The sequence below is a fragment of the Nocardioides sp. WG-D5 genome, assembly GCF_054031175.1.
Genome location: NZ_CM132928.1, coordinates 615,656 through 636,594, shown reverse-complemented (window position 1 = coordinate 636,594; position 20,939 = coordinate 615,656). Strand labels below are relative to the sequence as shown.

21 protein-coding genes are annotated in these 20,939 nt (G+C 69.5%); 11 read left to right on the top strand and 10 right to left on the bottom strand.

Annotated elements, in window-relative coordinates:
• The first annotated feature begins 3 nt into the window (after positions 1–3).
• The 8 genes from rapZ (at position 4) to ACWZJV_RS03130 (ending at position 6,907) form a co-directional block, all read left to right on the top strand.
• Positions 4–870, top strand: coding sequence for an RNase adapter RapZ (gene rapZ / locus ACWZJV_RS03165; RefSeq protein WP_008357169.1), 867 nt, complete (start codon positions 4–6; stop codon positions 868–870).
• Positions 871–872: 2 nt separating this feature from the next.
• Positions 873–1,853, top strand: coding sequence for a gluconeogenesis factor YvcK family protein (locus ACWZJV_RS03160; protein ID WP_008357167.1), 981 nt, complete (start codon positions 873–875; stop codon positions 1,851–1,853).
• A 60-nt stretch (positions 1,854–1,913) separates the two neighbouring features.
• Positions 1,914–2,900, top strand: a complete 987-nt coding sequence (whiA, locus tag ACWZJV_RS03155; protein WP_008357163.1) for a DNA-binding protein WhiA — start codon at positions 1,914–1,916, stop codon at positions 2,898–2,900.
• Positions 2,901–3,085: 185 nt separating this feature from the next.
• Positions 3,086–4,084: a type I glyceraldehyde-3-phosphate dehydrogenase gene (gene gap, locus ACWZJV_RS03150; RefSeq protein ID WP_008357161.1), complete on the top strand. Its 999-nt coding sequence runs from the start codon at positions 3,086–3,088 to the stop codon at positions 4,082–4,084.
• 38 nt (positions 4,085–4,122) lie between these two features.
• Positions 4,123–5,346 carry a phosphoglycerate kinase gene (locus tag ACWZJV_RS03145; RefSeq protein ID WP_196873755.1) on the top strand — a complete coding sequence of 408 codons (1,224 nt, stop codon included), beginning with the start codon at positions 4,123–4,125 and terminating at the stop codon, positions 5,344–5,346.
• Positions 5,346–6,155, top strand: coding sequence for a triose-phosphate isomerase (tpiA, locus tag ACWZJV_RS03140; protein ID WP_008357157.1), 810 nt, complete (start codon positions 5,346–5,348; stop codon positions 6,153–6,155). Before ACWZJV_RS03145 ends, tpiA begins: the two co-directional genes overlap by 1 nt.
• A 30-nt stretch (positions 6,156–6,185) precedes the next feature.
• Positions 6,186–6,416, top strand: coding sequence for a preprotein translocase subunit SecG (gene secG, locus ACWZJV_RS03135; RefSeq protein ID WP_008357155.1), 231 nt, complete (start codon positions 6,186–6,188; stop codon positions 6,414–6,416).
• A 131-nt stretch (positions 6,417–6,547) separates the two neighbouring features.
• The gene (locus ACWZJV_RS03130) at positions 6,548–6,907 is read left to right on the top strand and encodes an RNA polymerase-binding protein RbpA (RefSeq protein ID WP_008357153.1); all 360 of its coding nucleotides are present in this window, start codon (positions 6,548–6,550) and stop codon (positions 6,905–6,907) included.
• Between the two features lie 127 nt (positions 6,908–7,034).
• On the opposite strand, the gene ACWZJV_RS03125 is transcribed toward ACWZJV_RS03130, so the two are convergent.
• From ACWZJV_RS03125 to tkt, 6 genes are all read right to left on the bottom strand, one after another.
• Positions 7,035–8,003 carry a type IV toxin-antitoxin system AbiEi family antitoxin domain-containing protein gene (locus ACWZJV_RS03125; protein WP_457180196.1) on the bottom strand — a complete coding sequence of 323 codons (969 nt, stop codon included), beginning with the start codon at positions 8,001–8,003 and terminating at the stop codon, positions 7,035–7,037.
• A 170-nt stretch (positions 8,004–8,173) separates the two neighbouring features.
• On the bottom strand, positions 8,174–9,358 hold the full coding sequence (locus ACWZJV_RS03120) for an endonuclease (RefSeq protein WP_457180195.1): 1,185 nt from the start codon (positions 9,356–9,358) through the stop codon (positions 8,174–8,176).
• 148 nt (positions 9,359–9,506) lie between these two features.
• On the bottom strand, positions 9,507–10,250 hold the full coding sequence (pgl, locus tag ACWZJV_RS03115) for a 6-phosphogluconolactonase (RefSeq protein WP_008357147.1): 744 nt from the start codon (positions 10,248–10,250) through the stop codon (positions 9,507–9,509).
• A complete protein-coding gene (gene pgi, locus ACWZJV_RS03110; RefSeq protein ID WP_457180194.1) occupies positions 10,247–11,902 on the bottom strand; it encodes a glucose-6-phosphate isomerase in 1,656 nt (551 codons plus the stop codon). The genes pgl and pgi overlap by 4 nt, the downstream gene beginning before the upstream one ends.
• Complete coding sequence (gene tal, locus ACWZJV_RS03105) at positions 11,902–13,005, bottom strand: transaldolase (RefSeq protein ID WP_008357144.1); 1,104 nt, start codon at positions 13,003–13,005, stop codon at positions 11,902–11,904. The genes pgi and tal overlap by 1 nt, the downstream gene beginning before the upstream one ends.
• 3 nt (positions 13,006–13,008) lie before the next feature.
• The gene (gene tkt / locus ACWZJV_RS03100; RefSeq protein ID WP_196873759.1) at positions 13,009–15,120 is read right to left on the bottom strand and encodes a transketolase; all 2,112 of its coding nucleotides are present in this window, start codon (positions 15,118–15,120) and stop codon (positions 13,009–13,011) included.
• Between the two features lie 171 nt (positions 15,121–15,291).
• On the opposite strand from tkt, the gene ACWZJV_RS03095 reads away from it, so the two are divergent.
• On the top strand, positions 15,292–16,230 hold the full coding sequence (locus tag ACWZJV_RS03095; RefSeq protein WP_457180193.1) for a heme o synthase: 939 nt from the start codon (positions 15,292–15,294) through the stop codon (positions 16,228–16,230).
• A 139-nt stretch (positions 16,231–16,369) separates the two neighbouring features.
• Here ACWZJV_RS03095 and ACWZJV_RS03090 read toward each other — a convergent pair whose 3' ends face one another.
• The 3 genes from ACWZJV_RS03090 to ACWZJV_RS03080 are packed head-to-tail and all read right to left on the bottom strand — an operon-like array spanning position 16,370 to position 19,009.
• Entirely contained in the window at positions 16,370–17,272 is a 903-nt protein-coding gene (locus tag ACWZJV_RS03090) for a COX15/CtaA family protein (RefSeq protein WP_457180192.1), read from the bottom strand.
• Positions 17,269–18,054 carry an ABC transporter permease gene (locus ACWZJV_RS03085; protein WP_196873761.1) on the bottom strand — a complete coding sequence of 262 codons (786 nt, stop codon included), beginning with the start codon at positions 18,052–18,054 and terminating at the stop codon, positions 17,269–17,271. Before ACWZJV_RS03085 ends, ACWZJV_RS03090 begins: the two co-directional genes overlap by 4 nt.
• Positions 18,047–19,009, bottom strand: a complete 963-nt coding sequence (locus ACWZJV_RS03080) for an ABC transporter ATP-binding protein (protein WP_008357136.1) — start codon at positions 19,007–19,009, stop codon at positions 18,047–18,049. Before ACWZJV_RS03080 ends, ACWZJV_RS03085 begins: the two co-directional genes overlap by 8 nt.
• 247 nt (positions 19,010–19,256) lie before the next feature.
• Between ACWZJV_RS03080 and ACWZJV_RS03075 the strand changes: the two genes are divergently transcribed.
• Positions 19,257–19,898 (top strand): glyoxalase, encoded by a 642-nt coding sequence (locus ACWZJV_RS03075; protein ID WP_457180191.1) that lies wholly within the window; start codon positions 19,257–19,259, stop codon positions 19,896–19,898.
• Positions 19,864–20,334: a PPOX class F420-dependent oxidoreductase gene (locus ACWZJV_RS03070; RefSeq protein ID WP_457180190.1), complete on the top strand. Its 471-nt coding sequence runs from the start codon at positions 19,864–19,866 to the stop codon at positions 20,332–20,334. Before ACWZJV_RS03075 ends, ACWZJV_RS03070 begins: the two co-directional genes overlap by 35 nt.
• A 6-nt stretch (positions 20,335–20,340) precedes the next feature.
• Here ACWZJV_RS03070 and ACWZJV_RS03065 read toward each other — a convergent pair whose 3' ends face one another.
• Entirely contained in the window at positions 20,341–20,937 is a 597-nt protein-coding gene (locus tag ACWZJV_RS03065; RefSeq protein WP_457180189.1) for a methyltransferase domain-containing protein, read from the bottom strand.
• Positions 20,938–20,939 lie beyond the last annotated feature (2 nt).

Below are 20,939 nucleotides of genomic sequence, written 5' to 3'. Positions count from 1 at the left end.
GTCATGCACAAGGGGGAGGTCGTCGTCATCACCGGCATGACCGGTGCCGGGCGGAGCACCGCCGCCAAGGAGCTGGAGGATCTCGGCTACTACGTCGTCGACAACCTGCCGCCGAGCCTGTTGCCGCAGGTCGTCGAGCGGGTCGACGCGGCCCGGGGCCCGGAGCAGCCAGTGGCGGTCGTGACCGACGTACGTTCCGGCTCGTTCTTCGCCGAGCTCGAGGAGATCGTGGCCAAGAAGGCCACCGGGCGGCGTACGACGCTGGTCTTCCTCGACGCCGCCGACGACACGCTCGTGCGGCGTCAGGAGGCCGCCCGGCGGCCCCACCCGATGCAGCGGGGCAACGAGCGGCTGCTGGACGCGCTCGAGCGCGAGCGGGTGGTGCTGGCCAGCCTGCGTGGCGCCGCCGACCTGGTCATCGACACGACCCAGCTCAACGTGCACCAGCTGACCGCCCGGATCGCCGAGGCGTTCGGCACCCCGGAGCGGACGACCCTGAAGGTGTCGGTGGTGAGCTTCGGGTTCAAGTACGGGATCCCGGTCGACGCCGACTTCATGGCCGACATGCGGTTCCTGCCGAACCCTCACTGGGTTCCGGAGCTGAAGGACGGCAACGGACGCGACAACCCCGACGTCGCCGCCTACGTCTACTCACGTCCTGGTGCGGAGGAGTTCCTGAGCGGGTATGTTCCGGTGCTCATCGGAGTGACCAAGGGCTATCTCCACGAAGGAAAGAGGTTCATGCGCGTGGCAATCGGGTGCACGGGTGGCAAGCACCGCAGCGTGGCGATGGCGGAGGAGATCTCCAGGCGGCTCCGAGATGCCGGCCTGGATGCGAAGGCGATCCACCGAGACCTCGGGCGGGAGTGAGAGTGGCCGGGGCCGACCGACCCGGGGCAGATGCCCAGGCTGTCGTCGCCCTGGGGGGAGGGCACGGACTTCACGCGTCGCTGAGCGCGCTGCGACTGCTGGTCGACGACCTGACCGTCGACCAGCTCACCGCGATCGTCACGGTCGCCGACAACGGTGGCTCGAGCGGCCGGCTGCGCCGCGAGTTCGGGGTGCTGCCTCCCGGTGATCTGCGGATGGCGCTCGCCGCCCTGTGCGGCGCCGACCGCTGGGACGACACCTGGGCGCAGGTGCTGCAGCACCGTTTCGCAGGCGAGGGCGAGATGCGCGGCCACAACCTCGGCAACCTGCTGATCGTCGGCCTGTGGGAGCAGCTCGGTGACCACGTCGAGGCGCTCGACTGGGTGGGCCGCCTGCTGGGCGCCAAGGGCCGGGTCCTGCCGATGGCGCTGGTGCCGATGGACATCGTCGCCGACGTACGCGGCCTGGTGCCCGGATCTCCTGATGCCCTCACCTCGGTGCAGGGCCAGGTCGAGGTCGCCAGCACCGACGGGATGATCGAGTCGATCCGGCTCATCCCCGACAACCCGCCCGCCGCCCCCGACGCGGTGGCGGCCATCCGCGAGGCGGAGTGGGTGTTCCTGGGGCCCGGCTCCTGGTTCACCTCCGTGCTGCCGCACCTGATGGTCCGCGCCCTGCGCGAGGCCCTGGTCGCCACCTCCGCCAAGATCGTGGTGGTGCTCAACCTCGGCGAGCAGCCAGGGGAGACGACCGGCTTCGGCCCGGCTGAGCACCTCTCGGTCCTCCTCGAGCACGCCCCCGACCTCCGCATCCACACCGTCCTCGTCGACTCCTCCCTCGACGGCCTCGACGAGCTGTCGCGGGTCGCCGAGAAGTGCGGTGCGCAGGTCGAGGTCGCCGACGTCGCCGTCGGCGACGGGACCCCTCGCCACGACCCGGAGCGGCTCGCCGCTGCGTACGCGAGGGTGATCGGGGCGGGCTAGCGGGGCCCCGGACGTGGAACCGATTCGAGGGTCGTTGACATCAATGAAAGACTCTCCGGCATGGCGATGACGGGACAGGTGAAGGCCGAGCTGGCCTCCACTCAGATCACCAAGACATGCTGCCGCAAGGCAGAGGTTGCCTCGACGTTGAGGTTCGCTGGGGGGATCCACATCGTGGCCGGCAGGATCGTGGTCGAGGCTGAGCTCGACACCGGTCTGGCGGCACGGAGGCTGAAGCGAGACATCGCCGACGTCTTCGGTCACGAGGCAGAGGTGGCTCTCATCCAGGCGAGCGGGCTTCGTAAGGGCAGCCGCTACATCGTGCGCGTGGTCAAGGACGGTGAGGCGCTCGCGCGCCAGACCGGCCTTCTCGACCAGCGTGGGCGACCGGTGCGGGGCCTTCCGCCTGCCGTCGTCTCGGGCGGGGCCTGCGACGCCGTCGCCGCCTGGCGCGGGGCGTTCCTGGCCCACGGCTCGCTCACCGAGCCGGGCCGCTCCTCCTCGATGGAGGTGACCTGCCCGGGTTCGGAGTCGGCTCTGGCCCTCGTCGGCGTCGCCCGCCGTATCGGCATCTCCGCCAAGCCCCGCGAGGTGCGCGGCGTGGACCGCGTCGTGATCCGCGACGGCGACGCGATCGGCCAGCTGCTGACCCGGCTGGGCGCCCACGAGTCGCTGATGGCCTGGGAGGAGCGCCGGATGCGCCGCGAGGTGCGCGCCACCGCCAACCGGCTGGCCAACTTCGACGACGCCAACCTGCGCCGTTCGGCGCGTGCCGCCGTCGCCGCCGGGGCTCGCGTCGAGCGCGCCCTGGAGATCCTCGGTGACGACATCCCCGACCACCTGCGCCAGGCCGGCAAGCTCCGACTGGAGCACAAGCAGGCCTCTCTGGAGGAGCTCGGCCAGCTGCACGACCCGGTGCTGACCAAGGATGCCATCGCGGGCCGGATCCGCCGGCTGCTGGCGATGGCCGACAAGCGCGCCGAGGAGCTCGGGATCCCCGACACCGAGGCGTCGCTGACCGCGGAGATGCTCGCCGAGGACGCCTGAGAGCACCATTCACGACCTGAAACCGGCCCGAGCCCCTCGACTGATCGAGGGGCTCGGGCCGTTTGCTACTCGTCCGTCTTTTGGAACGATCCAACCCAGTCTCCCGCTGTTCAGAGGGGCTGGGTAGTGTCGGCGTCAGCGGGTGATCCCGCGCACAATCTTTTCGACGCGAACCAGGAGTCCACGTGACAGTTCGAGTAGGCATCAACGGGTTCGGCCGGATCGGCCGCAACTTCTTCCGCGCGGTGCGCGCCTCCGACCTCGACATCGAGATCGTCGGGGTCAACGACCTCAGCGACAACGCAACCCTCGCGACGCTGCTGAAGTTCGACTCGATCCTCGGCCCGCTCGGCGCCGACGTGTCCGCCACCGAGGACGCGATCGTCGTCGACGGCAAGGAGATCAAGGCGTACGCAGAGCGTGACCCGGCCAACCTCAAGTGGGCCGACCTCGGCGTCGACGTCGTGATCGAGTCCACCGGCTTCTTCACCGACGCGACCAAGGCCCGCGCCCACGTCGACAACGGCGGCGCGAAGAAGGTCATCATCTCCGCCCCGGCGAAGAACGAGGACGCCACCATCGTCCTCGGCGTCAACGAGAACATCTACGACCCCGAGGCCCACACGGTCATCTCCAACGCGTCCTGCACCACCAACTGCCTGGCGCCGCTGGCGAAGGCGCTGCACGAGGGCATCGGCATCAACCAGGGCCTGATGACCACGGTGCACGCCTACACCGCCGACCAGAACCTGCAGGACAACATCCACAAGGACCTGCGTCGTGCGCGCGCCGCCGCGCTCAACGTGGTGCCCACCTCGACCGGTGCCGCCAAGGCGATCGGCCTGGTGCTCCCGGAGCTGAAGGGCAAGCTCGACGGCTACGCGCTGCGCGTGCCGGTGCCGACCGGCTCGATCGTCGACCTCTCCTTCGAGGCCTCGCGCGAGACCTCGGTCGAGGAGATCAACTCGATCATGGAGAAGGCCGCCGACGGGAAGTACCTGGTCTACTCGACCGACCCGATCGTCTCCTCCGACATCGTCACCAACCCGGCGTCCTCGATCTTCGACGCTCCGCTGACCAAGGTGATCGGCAACCAGGTGAAGGTCGCGGCGTGGTACGACAACGAGTGGGGCTACTCCAACAGGCTCGGTGACCTGGTGGCGTACGTTGGCGCGAGCCTGTGACCCAGCGGCGCTCGCCACAGGTTAGTGTCTAGCCCGTTATGTCTCTGAATCTCACGCAGCTCATCGAGCAGGGAGTCGCGGGCAAGCGAGTCCTCGTGCGCTCCGACCTCAACGTCCCGCTGGAAGGCACCACGATCACCGACGACGGTCGGATCCGTGCGTCGGTGCCCACGATCAAGGCGCTGGCCGACGCCGGCGCCAAGGTCGTCGTGGTCGCCCACCTCGGGCGTCCGAAGGGTGAGCCGGACCCGGCCTACTCCCTGGCGCCGGTGGCGACCCGCCTCGGCGAGCTGCTCGGTGCCGAGGTCGCCTTCGCGACCGACACCGTCGGCGACTCCGCCAGCTCGGTCGTCGGCGGCCTCGCCGACGGCCAGGTGGCCCTGCTGGAGAACGTACGCTTCAACGCCGGTGAGACCAGCAAGGACGACATCGAGCGGGCGACCTTCGCCGCCGAGCTCGCCGCCCTGGCCGACGCCTTCGTCTCCGACGGCTTCGGCGTGGTCCACCGCAAGCAGGCCTCGGTCTACGACGTGGCCAAGCTGCTCCCGAGCGCGCAGGGCGACCTGGTGGCCACCGAGATCGAGGTGCTCAAGCGGCTCACCGAGACCCCGGAGCGTCCCTACGTGGTCGTCCTCGGCGGCTCGAAGGTCTCCGACAAGCTCGGCGTGATCGACAACCTGCTCGGCAAGGCCGACAAGCTGCTCATCGGCGGCGGCATGGTCTTCACCTTCCTCAAGGCGCAGGGCTACGAGGTCGGTCAGTCGCTGCTCGAGGAGGACCAGATCCTCACCGTGCTCGGCTATCTCGAGCGCGCCGAGGAGATCGGCGTCGAGATCCTGCTGCCGACCGACATCGTGGTCGCCGACTCCTTCGGCGACGAGGCCTCGGCCCGCGTCGTCGCGGCCAACGCGATCCCGGCCGAGTCCCTCGGGCTCGACATCGGTCCGGAGTCCGCCCAGACCTACGCGGCCGCCCTCGACGGCGCCAAGACGGTCTTCTGGAACGGTCCGATGGGCGTCTTCGAGCAGGCCGCGTTCGCTGAGGGCACCCGTGCGGTCGCCCAGGCGCTCACCACGGTCGACGGGCTCTCGGTCGTCGGGGGCGGTGACTCCGCCGCGGCGATCCGCCAGCTCGGCTTCGCCGACGAGCAGTTCGGCCACATCTCGACCGGTGGTGGCGCCTCGCTCGAATACCTGGAGGGCAAGACCCTGCCGGGCATCGCGGTGCTCGAGGAGTCGACCGTCGTCGGAGGTCTCGGCTGATGGCGGCCAAGAAGGCGGCCGCGGGCCGCACGCCGCTCATCGCGGGCAACTGGAAGATGAACCTCAACCACCAGGAAGCGGTGGTCCTGGTCCAGAAGCTGGCCTGGACGCTCTCCGACAAGCGTCACGACTTCGGGGCCGTGGAGGTGGCGGTCTTCCCGCCGTTCACCGACATCCGCTCGGTGCAGACGCTCGTCGACGGCGACAAGATGCGGATCACCTACGGCGCCCAGAACGTCTCGACCCACGAGTCCGGCGCCTACACCGGCGAGGTCTCGGCCTCGATGCTGGCCAAGCTCGGCTGCTCCTACGTGATCGTGGGCCACTCCGAGCGTCGTGAGCACTACGGCGAGACCGACGAGATCGTCGCGCAGAAGGCCAAGATCGCGCTCAAGCACAAGATCACCCCGATCGTCTGCGTCGGCGAGGGCCTCGAGATCCGTCAGGCCGGAAACCACCTCGACCACTGCACCGGCCAGGCCGAGGCCTCCCTGGCCGGTCTGACCGACGCCGAGGTCGCCGAGGTGGTGATCGCCTACGAGCCGGTCTGGGCGATCGGCACGGGGGAGACCGCCACCGCGCAGGACGCGCAGGAGGTCTGCGCCGGCATCCGGGAGCGCCTGGAGAAGCTCTACGGCGCAGAGATCGCCGGCGGCGTACGCATCCTCTACGGCGGCTCCGTGAAGCCCAACAACGTGGCCGCCCTGATGCAGGAGAGCGACGTCGACGGCGCGCTCGTCGGCGGTGCGAGCCTCTCGGTGGAGGACTTCGCCGCCATCTCGCGCTACTACGACCTACCGGTGCTGTAGGTTTCAGGGCCTCTAGATAGGATTTCAGACGTGGAACTTCTCTTCACCATCATCCTGGTCATCGCGAGCGCGCTGATGATCCTGCTCGTGCTGCTCCACAAGGGCCGCGGTGGCGGACTCTCCGACATGTTCGGCGGTGGCGTCTCGAGCTCGCTGGGTGGATCCTCGGTCGTCGAGCGCAACCTCGACCGGCTGACCATCGGTATCGGCGTGATCTGGTTCGCCTGTGTGATCGCGCTCGGCCTGCTGATGGCCTACTGAAACATTCCCCTTCAGCGCACGCGCGATAGCGTCTAAACTCATCGACGCTGGACGGAGATTTTGCCGTCCGATCCCCCAAAGTGGCCTCTCGGGGCTGCGAACTTTAAGTTGAGAGAGGACACCGCAGCACCATGGCAGGTGGAGGGAACGCGATTCGGGGCTCCCGGGTCGGTGCTGGGCCGATGGGTGAGGCGGAGCGCGGCGAAGCTGCGCCACGAAAGGCCGTCACCTACTTCTGCGCCAACGCACATCGCTCGGTCATCACCTTCGCCGTCGAGGCGACGCCGCCGGACTCCTGGGACTGCCCCAAGTGCGGGCTGCCCGCGGGTCTCGACGAGGAGAATGCGCCCCCGGCGCCGAAGATCGAGCCTTACAAGACGCACCTCGCCTACGTGAAGGAGCGCCGCTCCGACGCCGAGGCCGAGGACATCCTGGAGGAGGCCATCGCCCTGCTCCGCTCCCGTCGCAAGTCCGGCGAGATCATCTTCTGAAACACCCGCCGAGTCGGCGCATCTGCTCCAAGCAGAGGCGCCGACTCGGCGCATTTGTCCCGCTGCAGACGCGTGAGTCGGCTCGTCTGTCCCGTCTGAAGCGAACGAGTCGGCGCAACTGTCCCGTTCAGCTCGCCAGCCGTCCACCGCGTCGGCGGAGCGCCCGATGGTGCAGTTGCCGGATGCGTACGTCTGCGTCTCCGGTACGTGTGAAGAGATCGTTCTTCGTGAACGCCTCGACCAGCCATCCTTCGCGGTATACCTCCAGGCGCCGTTCCCGGTCGCGTAGCTGCTGGCCGGGGGAGGAGTGCCACTCCGCGCCGTCGTACTCGACGGCGGCGAGAAGGTCCTCGTTGCCCAGATCGAGACGGGCGACGAACTCCCCGGTCGCGGTGGAGACCTCGACCTGCGGCGTCATGGGAAACCGCGCTCGATGGCAGCGCAGACCCAGCACCGCTTCGGGCGGCGACTCGAACCTGCCGTCCGCCAGCGGGCCGATCTCTCGAAGTGTCGTGACCCACCGCTGACCGCGGAACTGTTCGATCCCCTCGATGAACTCCTCAGGATCGTACGCACCGAGCCGATGCATCATCGAGACTCCGGCGATCGCCTCGTCAGGCCAGCGGACGCGCCCGAGATCCCAGGCCGTACGCAGCGCACTGGTCACCCTCAGGCCACCGATCTCGACGGTCTCGCTGTCCGCCACGGTGCGCTCGCCGCTGCTCGCGATGTCGTTGCGGAGACGGCCGCGGCCGGCCGGGCGGAAGAACGAGAGCGGGCGAAGGCTGATGTGCTCGCCGGGGGCGAGGATCATCTCGGCGCCGAGGAGCCAGCCGGCATGTCGGTCGACGACGATGCAGTCGGCGGGCGCGACCAGTCTCAAGCATGCGGCGCGGACGGCCAGGGAGTCGCCCGCCTCGGTGGCCAGATATACGCCCTTGATGGGGCGGCGTACGAGGCCCGTCTCGAGAAGCGTGCCGAGCCGCCTCCGCGAGATCCCGGCTTCGCGGGCCATCTTGAAGGTGAACGGCTCGGTCGCCGGCAACGGGAAGGTGCTCCCGAGGCTTCCGTTGAACAGCATCTCGTAGATGTCCATGCCGGAGAGTCTGGGAGCCCGTCGCCGGCGCCGCCACCGCACATCGGCGGGCTGTGGAAAAGTCTGTGGACAACGTGGGGCTGACGCGCCGACTCGCGTCGTTCGAGCGGGACTGATGCGCCGAGTCGGCGCTTCTGCGTGGGACAGACGGGCCGACTCGGCGGGGCGGGTCAGCAGGTGGCGCCGAAGATGGACTCGGCGTACTCCGGGTGGTCGATGAACGGGTTCCGGTTGTGCTGGTAGGTCGAGTAGATCTTGTTGTTGCGCGCCTGCTCGGCGGTGGTGACGGGGTCAGCGCTGTGCCAGGCCAGGAGGACGCAGACCTTGCCGAGGTAGCTGGTCGCGCCGTTGACTGAGTTGTTGACCTCCAGGTCGGCGAAGCCGTCGTCGCCGTTGTAGCGAACGGCCATGTAGAGGATGCCGCGGGCCAGGTCGCCCTTCACGCTGTCGCGGGGCTCGAAGGAGTCGGCGTCGGTCCAGCAGTCGCTGCACTCCGCGACGGCCGAGCCGCCGAGATCGAAGTCCTTGTTCCCCCGGGTGGAGTTGACGGTGACGTCCTCGGGTCGCAGGTGGTGCACGTCGGTGCCGGGGCCGTTGCTGGTGCCGAAGTCACCGTGGCTCTGCGGCCAGGTGTGCTCGCGGTTCCAGTTGTTCGCGTCGCCGCCGTTGTTGGTCTTCGGGGTGGAGACCCCGGAGTAGAACTCGATCACGTTCGCGGAGTTGTTCGGGTCCTGGTCGAGCACCTTCAGCGCCTCCCACACCGCGCTGTAGGTCATCGTGGTGTGCCCGTCGATGATGTTGTGCAGCGCCGACTTCAGCGCCGAGCCGGACAGGCCCGCGGCGGAGTCGTAGTAGCCCGCCGGGATGTTCGGGTCCGGGGTGGGGCTGGTGGTCGGGGTGGGCGTCGGGGTCGGCGTGGACCCGGCGAACGCGAAGGCGGTGGCGTTCTTGTGCCCGGGGTGGGAGAAGTACGCCGTCAGGGTGCCGGTGACATCGATCTGGCGGCCCTTCAGGGTCGGGTTGGACCGCAGGCCCCACGAGCTGCGGAAGGCGTCGGGGATCTGCACGTAGAGCATCCTCGACGTGCTGGTCTCCGCGGCCGAGTCGGCGATCGCGAGGGCGTAGTCGTTGGGATAGTTGCTGGTCACGACGGTGTTGGTCGCGGTGGGCTGGCCGACGACGTAGCCGCGCACCGTGGCCGTCGAGCCGTTCTGGGTCGCGATCGCCGTGGATACGGTGATCGTGGCCGCCTGGGCCGGGGCGGTCGTGATGACGACCGCCATGAAGCTCGCCAGGGCGAGGGCAACGAGGCTGGCCAGGGTGAGGCGCAGCCGCCGAGAGGCGCTGAAGGACATGCTCGGATGGTGGCAGTCGGCAGGTGGTCGGGGAACCCGCTGCGGGAAAGATTTACCTGCCGTTAGCAACCTGGGTAACGGAGTTCCCGAGACATTTGCGCCGACTCGGCGCTTCCGGGTGGGACAGTCGCGCCGAGTCGGGAGGGGGTCAGAGCTTGGACGCGGCCGCGCGGTCCAAGAACCAGATCGTCTCGTTGGTGCCGATGACTCCGGTGGCGGGGATCTCGCTGATCGGGGCGCCGGCGTGGGCCTTGGCCACCGCCTCGGCCTTGCCTTCGCCGCTGACCAGGAACCAGACGGTCGAGGACCGTCGCAGGGCCTCGAAGGTGAAGGTGATCCGCTCCGGCGGGGGCTTGGGCGAGCCGGTCACGCCGACGGCGATCGCGTCCTTCGCCTCGAGCTGCGGGAAGCCGGGGAAGAGGGAGGCGATGTGGCCGTCGGGGCCGACGCCGAGCATCAGGATGTCGAAGCCGCCCGAGCCGTGGCTGCGTACGTCCTCGGAGAACTGCGCCGCAGCCTCGTCGACGCTCAGGCCGGAGTCGGTGGCGGGCATCTCGTGGATGCGGTGGTCCGGGACCCCGACCTCGGTCAGGAACGCGGCGCGAGCCTGGCCGGCGTTGCGGTCGGGGGAGTCGGCGGCGACGTAGCGCTCGTCGCCGAAGAAGAACTCGACCGCGCCCCAGTCGACGCCCGACTCGGGAGCCAGACGCGCGATCTCACGGTGGATGGCCTCGGCGATGGTGCCGCCGGTGAGGCCGATGGTGGGTACGTCGCCGGCGGCCTGCAGGTCGGCCAGGCGACTGAGGAACTCCCCGGCCACCGCCGAGGCCAGCGCCTCGGCGGTGTCGTGGACCTCGATGAGTGACTCGGGATGACCGTCGCGGGTCGTCACGCTCGCTTCTCTCTGTAGTAGGCGATGAGGGACTGGGTGGAGGTGTCCTGCTGCTCGGCGGTCTTCGTGTCACCGGAGACGGCCGGGCTGATCTGCAGGGCGAGCTGCTTGCCGAGCTCGACTCCCCACTGGTCGAAGGAGTCGATGCCCCACACCACACCCTGGGTGAAGGTGATGTGCTCGTAGAGGGCGATCAGCTGACCCAGCACACCGGGGGTCAGCGACGGAGCCATGATCGAGGTGGTCGGCCGGTTTCCGGAGAAGACCCGCGCGTTGACGATGCTCTCCGCCGTGCCCTCGGCGCGCACCTGCTCGGCCGTCTTGCCGAAGGCCAGCGCCTGGGTCTGGGCGAAGAAGTTGGCCAGGAACAGCTCGTGCACGTCGATGTCGCCGTCCGCGAGGGGATAGGCGGGGTTGGCGAACGCGATGAAGTCGGCCGGGATGACCCGGGTGCCCTGGTGGATCAGCTGGTAGAACGCGTGCTGGCCGTTGGTGCCGGGCTCGCCCCAGAAGACCTCACCGGTCGCGGAGGTCACCGCGGTGCCGTCCCAGCGCACCGACTTGCCGTTGGACTCCATCGTCAGCTGCTGCAGGTACGCAGGGAACCGGTGCAGCAGCTGGGAGTAGGGCAGCACGGCATGGGTCTGGGCGTCGAAGAAGTTGACGTACCAGACGTTCAGGAGACCCATCAGCGCCGGCACGTTCCGCTCGAGCGGAGCCGTGCGGAAGTGCTCGTCGATCGCGTGGAACCCACCGAGGAACTCGGCGAAGGCCTCCGGCCCGACGGCGATCGCCAGTGAGGTGCCGATGGCGGAGTCGACGGAGTAGCGGCCGCCGACCCAGTCCCAGAAGCCGAAGGCGTTCTCCGGGTCGATCCCGAAGTTCGCGACCTTGTCCAGCGCCGTGGAGACGGCGACGAAGTGCTTCTTCACCGCGTCGGCGGCGTCCACGTCGTCGCCGAGAGCGTCGAGCAGCCACGAGCGCGCCAGGCGGGCGTTGGTGAGCGTCTCCAGTGTCGAGAAGGTCTTCGAGGAGACGATGAACAGCGTCGTCTCCGGATCGAGCCCCTTGAGCTTCATGCCCGCGTCGGTGGGGTCGATGTTGGAGATGAACCGGCACTCGATCTCCGGGTGGCGGAACGGCTCCAGCGCCTCGTAGGCCATCACCGGGCCGAGGTCGGAGCCGCCGATGCCGATGTTGACGACCGTGCGGATCCGCTCGCCGGTGACGCCCTTCCACTCCCCGGACCGGACCCGGTCGGCGAAGGCGTAGACCTTCTTCAGGGTCTCGTGGACCGCAGGCACCACGTCGGTGCCGTCGACGGTCAGGGACGCGTCGGCGGGAAGCCGCAGGGCGGTGTGGAGCACCGCGCGGTCCTCGGTGACGTTGATGTGCTCGCCGGCGAGCATCGCGTCACGCCGCGCCTCCAGGCCGACCTGCTCGGCCAGCGCCAGCAGGTCGGCCAGGAGTTCGTCGGTGAGGAGGTTCTTGGAGAGGTCGACGTGGAGGTCGGCCGCCTCGAAGGTGAAGCGTGAGGCCCGGCCGGGATCGTCGGCGAACCACGAGCGCAGGTCGGGCTCGAAGCCGGTCCGTCTCTCGGTGAGTGCCTTCCAAGCGTCCGTCGTCGTGGCGTCGACCGGGCCTCCGCTCACTACTTCACCGCCTCGATCTGGCCCTTCACGGTGTCGACGAGCTCGACCCAGGAGGCCTTGAACTTGTCCACGCCCTCGGTCTCCAGCACCTCGAAGACGTCGTCGAGGTCGACCCCGACCGAACGCAGCGACTCGAAGACCGCGGCGGCCTCGTCGCCCTTGCCGGTGACGACGTCGCCCTTGACCTCACCATGGTCGGCGAAGGCCTCCATGGTCTTCTCCGGCATGGTGTTGACCGTGTCGGCGACGACCAGGTCGGTGACGTAGAGCGTGTCCGGGTAGTCCGGGTTCTTGACGCCGGTCGAGGCCCACAGCGGCCGCTGGGCGTTGGCGCCTGCGTCGGCCAGCGCGGTCCAGCGCTCGCTCTGGTGGACCTCCTCGAAGGCTGCGTACGCAGCGATGGCGTTGGCCACCGCGGCCTTGCCCAGCAGCGCGCTGGCCTCGGGCGTGCCGAGGGCCTCGAGCCGCTTGTCGATCTCGCTGTCCACGCGGGAGACGAAGAACGAGGCGACGCTGCGGATCGTGGACAGGTCCTTGCCGGCCGCCTTGGCCTGCTCCAGACCGGTCAGGTAGGCGTCCATCACCGCGCGGTAGCGCTCGACCGAGAAGATCAGGGTCACGTTGACCGAGATGCCCTCGGCGATCACCGCGGTGATCGCCGGGAGGCCCTCGAGGGTCGCCGGGATCTTGATCAGCGCGTTCGGGCGGTCGACCTCGGCCCACAGCGCCTTCGCGGAGGCGATGGTCGCGTCGGTGTCGTTGGCCAGCGTCGGCTCGACCTCGATCGAGACCCGGCCGTCGTCCTTGGTCGCCTCGGCGACCGGGGCGAGGATGTCGCAGGCGTTGCGTACGTCCCGGGTGGTGAGGCCGAAGATGATCTCGTCGACGTTCTTGCCCTCGGCCACGAGCGAGCGGAGCTGCTCGTCGTAGCGCTCGCCGTTGGCGATCGCGGCGGCGAAGATGGTCGGGTTGGTGGTCACCCCGACGACGGACTTCTCCTTGACGAGCTCGGCGAGGTTGCCGGTCTCGATGCGCTCACGGGAGAGGTCGTCGAGCCAGATGGATACGCCGGCCTCGGCCAGCGCCTTGAGACGGTCAGACATATTTCATGCTCCCTTGTTGATGGCGGCGAGGCTCTCCTTGGCGGCCGTGACGACCGCCTCGGGGGTGAAGCCGTACTCCTTGAACAGCAGCGACCCGGACGCCGAGGCACCGAAGTGCTCCAGCGAGACGATCCGGCCGGCGTCGCCGACGTACTCCCGCCAGCCCTGCTTCACGCCCGCCTCGACGCTGACGCGCGCCTTGACGTCGGGCGGGATCACCGAGTCGCGGTAGTCCTGGTCCTGGGCGTCGAACCACTCCAGGCAGGGCAGCGAGACCACGCGGGCGCCGATGCCCTCCTTCGCCAGCTCCTCGCGGGCGGCGACGGCGTACTGCACCTCGGAGCCGGTGCCGAGCAGCACGACGTCGACGGTCCCGGTGGGGGAGTCGATGAGTACGTAGCCACCCTTCGCCACACCCTCGGTGGTCGCGTAGCCATCGACCCCGCGCGGGAACGTCGGCAGCGCCTGACGGGTCAGGATGAGCGCCGAGGGGCGGTCGTGGTGCTTGAGCACCTCGAGCCACGCGGCGGCGGTCTCGTTGGCGTCGGCGGGACGGACCACGTCGAGGCCCGGGATGGCCCGGACCGCGGCGAGGTGCTCGACCGGCTGGTGGGTCGGGCCGTCCTCGCCCAGGCCGATGGAGTCGTGGGTCCAGACGTGGATCACCGGCAGCTTGGACAGCGCCCCGACGCGTACGGCGCCGCGCATGTAGTCGGAGAACTGGAAGAACGTGCCGCCGAAGGCCTTGGTGGGCGAGTGAGCCACGATGCCGTTGAGGATCGCGCCCATGGCGTGCTCGCGGATGCCGAAGTGGAGCACGCGGCCGGCGTAGGGGTCGCCCTTCCACTCGTGGGTGGAACGGTCCTCGGGCACGAAGCTGGGCGCGCCGGAGATCGTGGTGTTGTTGGAGCCGGCGAGGTCGGCCGAGCCGCCCCACAGCTCGGGCAGCACCGGCGCGAGGGCGTTGATCACCTTGCCGGAGGCAGCACGGGTGGCGATGCCCTTGGCGTCGGCCTCGAAGAACGGCAGCGCGTCGGCGATGCCGTCGGGGAGCTCCCCGGCCTGCAGCCGCTCGAGCAGCTTCGCGCGCTCCGGGTTGGCCTCGGCCCAGGCGGCCTCCTCGGCACGCCAGGCCTCCTCGGCCTTCTCGCCGCGCTCGATGAGCTTGCGGGTGTGGGCGAGGACCTCGGGGTCGACGTCGAAGGTCTTGTCCGGGTCGAAGCCCAGCACCTTCTTGGTCGCGGCGACCTCCTCGACGCCGAGCGCCGAGCCGTGCGCGGCCTCGGTGTTCTGCGCGTTGGGAGCCGGCCAGGCGATGATCGTACGCAGCACGATCAGCGACGGCTGGTCGGTGACCTCGCCGGCGGCGTTGATCGCGTCGAAGAGCGCCGGGACGTCCTCGGAGTAGCCGGTGCCGTCGTGGGTCCAGTCGACCTCCTGGACGTGCCAGCCGTAGGCCCGGTAGCGGGCGGCGACGTCCTCGGTGAACGCGACGTTGGTGTCGCCCTCGATCGAGATCCGGTTGGCGTCGTAGATCATCGTCAGGTTGCCGAGCTTCTGCGTGCCGGCGATCGAGCTGGCCTCGCCGCTCACGCCCTCCTGCAGGTCGCCGTCACCGGCCAGGACGTAGGTCTTGTGGTCGAACGGGCTGGGCTGGTCGACCGGGGTGTCCGGGTCGAGCAGGCCTCTCAGCCGGCGCTGGGCCATCGCGATGCCGACGGCGTTGGCGACACCCTGGCCGAGCGGGCCGGTGGTCACCTCCACGCCGCGGGTGTGGCCGCGCTCGGGGTGGCCCGGCGTGAGGGAGCCCCAGGTGCGCAGGCTCTCCAGGTCGCCGAGCTCGAGGCCGAAGCCGCCGAGGTAGAGCTGGATGTAGAGAGTGATGCTGGAGTGGCCGACGGAGAGCACGAACCGGTCACGGCCGAGCCAGTCGGTGTCGGCGGGGTTGTGCTTCATCACCTTCTGGAAGAGCAGGTACGCCGCCGGTGCCAGGCTCATCGCGGTGCCAGGGTGGCCGTTGCCGACCTTCTGCACGGAGTCCATGGCGAGAACGCGGACGGTGTCCACGGCCTTGCTGTCCAGATCGGTCCACTCGAGTACAGGTTTGGTGCTCACGAGGTGCCTTTTCAAATCGGTGGAGTCCACATGGGAAGTTCTTGGGCTGGCCGTGGGGGGCTGCCGAATCCGAGCCTACTCACGCCCCGGGTTAGACTGCGAGCCGCATGCTGTGAACTGCTTGTATGAGCCGCATGTGACGCCTCAACCCGATCGAGAAGGATCTTCTCAGTGACGCACGTCGAACAGCCGGTCCCCGACCTCGACCAGCGTAGCGACCGCGCGTCAATGCGCGATGTCATCTCGGCGTACGTCTCCCTGACGAAGCCCCGGGTGATCGAGCTGCTGCTGCTGACCACGGTGCCGGTGATGTTCTTCGCCGCCCAGGGTGTCCCGGGCGTCGGCCTGGTCGCGGCCACTGTCGTCGGCGGGATCTTCTCGGCCGGTTCGGCATCGGTCTTCAACTGCGTCTACGACCGCGACATCGACGAGCAGATGAGGCGTACGCGGCGCCGGGCCCTGCCGCGGCACGTGGTCACCCCGCGGGCGGCCCTGATCTTCGGCTCCGTCCTGGCCGTGCTGTCGGTGCTGGTGCTCGGGTTCTTCGTGAACTGGCTCTCCGCCGGCCTGTCGCTGGCCGCCAACGCCTTCTACGTCTTCGTCTACACGATGCTGCTCAAGCGGCGCACCACGCAGAACATCGTCTGGGGCGGCATCGCGGGCTGCTTCCCGACCCTGATCGGCTGGACCGCGGTCACCAACTCGGTGAGCTGGGAGCCGCTGATCCTGTTCATGGTCGTCTTCTTCTGGACCCCGCCGCACACCTGGGCCCTCGCGCTGCGCTACCGCGAGGACTACGCGCAGGTCGACGTGCCGATGCTGCCGGTGGTCCGGTCCGCGCGCCACGTCGGCGGCCAGATCGTGGCGTACTCCTGGATCATGGTCGCCACCTCGCTGCTGCTGTGGCCCGTCGCCTCCACCGGCTGGCTCTACCCGGTCGCCGCCATCGGCCTCGGCGCCGTCTTCCTCGTCCAGGCCCACCAGCTGCACGCGCGTGCCAAGGGCACCGAGGACCTCACCAAGATCCGCCCCATGCAGCTCTTCCACTCGAGCAACCTCTACCTGTCGCTCCTCTTCGTCGCTCTGGCCGTAGACCCGCTCCTGCGCTGACGGTTTCCCGCTGGTCGAGCCGCCGGAGCCGCTAGGCGGAGGCGTGTCGAGACCAACACAGTCCCCTCATGCGCATGAGGGGACTGTGTTGGTCTCGACACCGCTCGCTTGCGCTCGCGGGCTCGACCAGCGGGGGCGATCAGGAGGAGTGCGCGCGGGTGGAGACCAGGACGCGGGCGAGGCCGGCGGAGATCAGGGCGGCGCCGAGCATGTGGAAGCCGACCAGGACGACCGGGAGGTCGGTGAGGTACTGCACCCAGCCGATCAGGCCCTGGGCGAGCTCGATGACCAGCAGGACGATCGTGACCTGACGGACGTACGCATGCCTGCGGCCGAGCCACAGGGTGACCAGGGTCGCGGCGATGAGCGCGTAGACGGCGTAGGCGTGGATGTGGGACATCAGCGCCGGGTCGAGGCCGGTGCGGCGCGAGTCGAGGTCGCCGGAGTGGGGGCCGGAGCCGGTCACGACGGTGCCGAGCCAGAGCGAGAGCCAGCCGACGACGAAGGTGACGAGCGAGGCGATGCGGACGCTGCGAGGCGCCGCCTCACGCTCGGGGGAGCGGAGCTCGTCGAGGAGCCAGACGCACAGGCCGACCATCGCCATCGAGGCGAGCAGGTGGAGCGCGACGACGTAGGGATTGAGCTCGGTGAGCACCGTGATGCCGCCGATGACCCCTTGGAGCGGTACGCCGCAGGCGACGACGATCGCCAGGTTGCGGATGACCCCTCGGCGGTTCCAGACGGCGACGACGACGGTGATGGCGATCGCGGCCAGGACGTAGGTCAGCAGCCGGTTGCCGAACTCGATGACCCCGTTGATCCCGAGCGCCTCGTGAGCCACGTAGGACTCCTCGGTGCACTTGGGCCAGGTCGGACAGCCGAGGCCGGAGCCGGTCAGCCGGACCACCGCGCCGGTCACGACGATCCCGATGTTGGCGACCAGGTTGGCGACGGCCAGACCGAACGCGTGGGCGCGGAGCCAGGCGAGGACCTTGTCCTTGGCCGAGGGAGCCGGGCCGGTGGCGGGTTCGGTGGATGTCATTCCCACTTGAAGGTCCTAGCTGTGAGGGTTGAGCCGAGAACGGCCCAGATCAGAAGTACGCCGAGGTCCCGCCAGGCTGGGACGCCGTCGAGGAAGGCGGTGCGTACCGCCTCTCCCAGCGCGCCCGAGGGCAGCCAGCGGGCGACGTCTCCGTAGGCGCCGTAGGCGGTCAGCGGCAGCACCACGGCGCCGCCGGCGAGGAGGAGCAGGTAGATGAGGTTGGCCGCGGCCAGGGTCGCCTCCGCGCGCAGAACGCCGGCGACGAAGAGCCCGAGCGAGGCGAAGGCCAGGGTGCCCGTCGCGATGGCCAGGAAGAAGGCGAGGACGGTGCCGAAGCCCGCGGCCGGGGTCCAGCCGAGGATCTGGCCGACGCCGCCGATGACGAAGAGCTGCACGAGCTGTACGCACCCCAGCGCGAGCACCTTGCCGGCGAGCAGGCCGATCCGGGGGAGCGGTGAGGCGCCGAGCCGCTTGATCACGCCGTAGCGCCGCTCGAACCCGGTCGCGATCGCCAGGCTGGTGAAGCTCGTGGACATGATCGCCAGCGCGAGGACGCCCGGGGTCAGGATGTCGACCAGGGCACGGTCGGTGCCGAGGTCGAGGTCGATCGCGTTGCCGGCGGTGACGCCGCCGATCAGCACCATCACCGGGATCACGACGGCCAGGAGGAGCTGCTCGCCGTTGCGGAGCATCAGCTTCGCTTCCATCAGCGCCTGCGCGACCACCTGCCGGGTGATCGGGGCGCCGCCCGGCTTCGGGATGAAGACGCCTGCCTCAGACATGTTCGACCCCGTCCGTGAGATGGAGCTCTCCGGTGAGATCGAGGAAGACATCTTCCAGGGAGCGCCGACCGAGGGTCAGCGACTCCGGGAGGACGTCGTTCTCCTCGCACCAGCGGCTCACCTTGGCGAGCGTGGTCGGGTCGGCCTTGCCGGTGACCCGCATCGAACGCTCGTCGAGCAGGACGACCTCGGTGTCCTCGCCGAGCGCCTTGCGCAGGGACTCACGGGCACCGGGCGGGAACGGCTTGGTCACGACCAGCCGCACGGTCGCGGTCGCGCCGCCGCGGGTGAGCTCCAGCGGGGTCCCCGAGGCGATCATCCGGCCGCGATCGATGATGTGCACCTGGTCGGCCAGCTCCTCGGCCTCCTCCAGGTAGTGGGTGGTCAGCACGACGGTGACGCCGTCGGCGCGCAGCTCGCGCAGCAGCTCCCAGGTCGTACGCCGCCCCTGCGGGTCCATCCCCGCGGTCGGCTCGTCCACGAAGACCAGCTCCGGGCGGCCCACCAGCGCCATCGCCAGGCCGAGCCGCTGCTGCTGTCCGCCGGAGAGCCGCCGGTAGGGGGTGCGACCGCACTCGCCCAGGCCGAGCCGCTCCGCCAGGTAGTCGACGTCGAGCGGGTGCGCGTGCAGCCGGGCGATGTGCTTGAGCATCTCCATGGCGCGTACGCCGCTCCAGGCGCCCTGCCCCTGCAGCATCACCCCGATCCGGGGGAGCAGCTGCTTGCGGTCGGCGATCGGGTCGAGCCCGAGCACGCGCACCGTGCCCTGCTGGGGCTTGCGATAGCCCTCGCACGTCTCCAGGGTGGTCGTCTTCCCGGCTCCGTTCGGGCCGAGCACGGCCGTGATCGAGCCCTCCGCGACGCTCAGCGTGAGTCCGTCGACGGCCGTCTTGTCGCCGTAGCTCATGCGCAGGTCGCGGACCTCGACAGCAGGCCGGGCGACGGAAGATTCCACGGCGGCAGTCTAAGAAGGCGCACGCCAGCGGCCCAATCGCGTGGCTGCGATCCGGTGGATTCTTAGCTGTCTGTCAGGACGTTGGCCGCCCAACTCCCACCGAAGGACGGCCAACGCGGGGATGAGACGCGATGCCCCCGGGGCCATGACGCGGTGTCTCAGAAACAATTTCTGCTCAGAAGAGCAACAACCAAGCCGGTCAGGAATCGAGAAGCCCGGTCGGCCCCGGGATTCCTAGGGTCAAGGCATGTTCACTCTTCAGACCATCACCCTCGACGCCACCGACACCACGGACGCCCGCGCGTTCTACGAGAAGGCCTTCGGCCTGACCGACCAGATCTCCGTACGCCAGGGCCCCGGCACCGGCCCCGGCCGGCCGTTCACCATCTCGCTGGTCGTCAGTCAGCCCTCGACGGTCGACAGCCTCGTCGACTCGGCGCTCGCCGCCGGTGCCACCTCGCTCAAGCCGGTCGAGAAGTCCTTCTGGGGCTACGGCGGCATCGTCCAGGCCCCCGACGGCTCGATCTGGAAGGTCGCGACCTCCGCCAAGAAGGACCGCGGCCCGGCCACCCGGGAGATCGACGACATCGTCCTGCTCCTCGGGGTCGCCGACGTCAAGGCGAGCAAGAGGTTCTACGCCGAGCGCGGGCTAGGTGTGAAGCGGAGCTTCGGCGGCAAGTACGCCGAGTTCGAGGCCGCCCCCGGAGCCGTCCAGCTCGCGATCTACCCCCGGCACGCCCTGGAGAAGGAGACCGGTGTCGCGCTCGACCCGGACGCTGCGTACGGCATCGTCCTGGGCGGCGGCAGCGAGGCCTTCACCGACCCGGACGGGTTCACCTGGCAGGCTGGGGACCATGGCACGCACGATCGCGACGAACACGACCGTTGATCTCGAGGGGCTCCTGGAGTTCGTACGTCCCCGCCACCAGATGATCCTGGTGACCAGCCGAGCCGACGGGTCCCCGCAGCTCTCCCCGGTCACCGGGGGCGTCGACGACGACGGCCGGATCGTCATCGCGACCTACCCCGAGCGGGCCAAGACCCGCAACGCCCGCAGACGTCCGCAGGTCAGCGTCATGGTCCTCTCCGAGGAGTGGGACGGCGCCTGGGTCCAGGTCGACGGCGAGGCCGAGGTCCTCGACGCGAGCTCGGGCGACGACGCCCTGGACGCCTTCGTCACCTACTTCCGCAACATCTCCGGCGAGCACTCCGACTGGGACGAGTACCGCCAGGCCATGGTCGACCAGGGCAAGTCCCTCCTCCGGATCACCCCGAAGCGCTGGGGTCCCGTCGCCACCGGCGGCTTTCCGGCGCGTCTGGCCTGAGCGGGTTCAGCGGCGCTGCCAGATCCCGAGGCGGTGGCTCCACGGCAGCCGCGGGTTCAGCCGACGCGGCTCGGAGAGGTGGACCAGGTCGAAGCCGGGGCCGAGGGCGCGGGTCATGTCCTCGGCGACGTAGGTCCAGGGCGGGCCTGCCTCCTCGCTCGGGCGGTCGACGGGGAAGACCCCCGAGGCCACTCGCCCGCCGGGGCGCACGACCGCGCGGGCCAGGTCACCGACGCGGCCGCGCCAGGCGGGCGGCAGCGCGCAGAAGAAGGTGTGGTCCCACATCAGGTCGACCGGCCCGCCGGTCGCCTCCAGGACGACGTCGATGTCGAGGGCGTCGCCGACCACGTAGGTGAGGTCCGGGTAGTGCTCTGCTGCGTAGGCGGCCGCCGTGGGGGAGAGGTCGACGACCGTCGTACGCCATCCGGCAGCCGCCAGCCCCGCCGCATCGTGCCCGCGACCGGCGCCGGGCGCGAAGGCGGTGCCGGGCTCGCCGAACAGCGCCGCGTCCTCCTCGATGTAGGCCAGGGGAGCGCCGAGGTCCCAGGCTGTCGTGCCACGGACGTACGCGCTCTCCCAGTCGGTGGGGTCGTTGACGGTCATGG